Here is a 1,216-nt window from a genome sequence, read left to right as displayed (position 1 = left end):
GATGGTGCGGGCGTGACGGACCACACGTGCCCCGATCTTGATCAGCTTCAGTTGCAGGCTGGTCAACGACCAGTCGGCCATGGCCTCGGGCAGCTCGATGCAGCGCAAGAAGGTGGCCAGGTTGTACGCCAGGGCGTGCAGTTGCAGCCGCACCTCATTGTCGCGGAACTTCCGGCACGACAGCCGCGTCCAGCGAAAGGCGTATTTGCCCTCTTTGATGTGCTGCTCGGCGGTGCCGCGCTGGTTGTAGAACCGCACCACCCAGTCCGGCTCCATCGGCAGGTTGGTGACGATGAAGCCGACACGCGGGAACAGTTCGCCCGGATGCCATTCGATCTTGGCGATCACCCGGCGTTCCTTGTCCCAGGACGCCGCCTGATACTCGAATTCCTCGAAGAACCGCTTGACCTTGGTCAGTGACGGCCGCCCGACAGGGCGCGTTAGCCGATGCGCGATCTTGTCCTTGAGGACCGCGTTTGCGGGCAGCCGGATGGCGTAGAAGAACCGCGCTTCTTCCAATCGCTCATAGATCGCCGGGATCGCGTAGGCAGCATCGGCCCGGAAGAACCTGCCACCAAGGTCGCGCTCCGCGTAGCGCGCAATGACGGGGTCGAGAACATCACGCCAGCCATCGGCGCTGTGGACGTTGCCATGGCGCAGGGCGCAGCGTTCCAGCATCCCGAACTGGTTGAACAGAAAGTTGGGGTGATAGCAGCTACAGTCGAAATGGCCATTCCAGGCGGACCCTTCCTGGTCGCCATGGGTCGGGCTGACCGAGCTGTCCATGTCCAGAACGATGTACTTCAGCCCGTTACGGTCATGGAACCGGTCGATCCATTGCCCGTTCAGGTCGGCCAGCGCGGCACGGTTCCCGGCCAGAGCCAGCGTCTCGGTCTCGAACCGTCCCATCTGCGATGCCGAGGCCGCTTGTGCATCGACCGCTCTGCCGCCGACAACTTGGCGCATGACCGGATCGCAGGCGAGACGGTTGGCGTCGTTGACATCCTCGTATCCGGCCAGCCGCCCAAAGACTGATTGCCGGAACAGGCCGTCGAGCCGATGGACCGTGTTCTTGCCAGAGCGAGTATCGCGCAGCGCCGCTGACGCCAAATCGGACAACCCGAGCGCGTCATCAAGCTCGCGCATCACCAGAAGGCCGCCGTCGGAACTGAGCTGCGTGCCGCGAAATTCCAGCCGCACGCGAGGGTCGAAATCC

General features: G+C 63.5%; 1 protein-coding gene. It reads right to left on the bottom strand.

Translation table 11 applies throughout. The features are described 5' to 3' along the window. A partial coding sequence (locus CN97_RS19660) for an IS1380-like element IS1247 family transposase (protein ID WP_035715308.1) occupies positions 1–1,216 on the bottom strand: 1,216 nt, incomplete at both ends.

It is taken from the genome of Haematobacter massiliensis, from assembly GCF_000740795.1.
In the GTDB taxonomy this organism is placed as follows: Bacteria; Pseudomonadota; Alphaproteobacteria; order Rhodobacterales; family Rhodobacteraceae; genus Haematobacter; species Haematobacter massiliensis.
The sequence above is the reverse complement of the archived record's forward strand: the minus strand, read 5'-3'. Positions and strand labels throughout refer to the sequence as shown.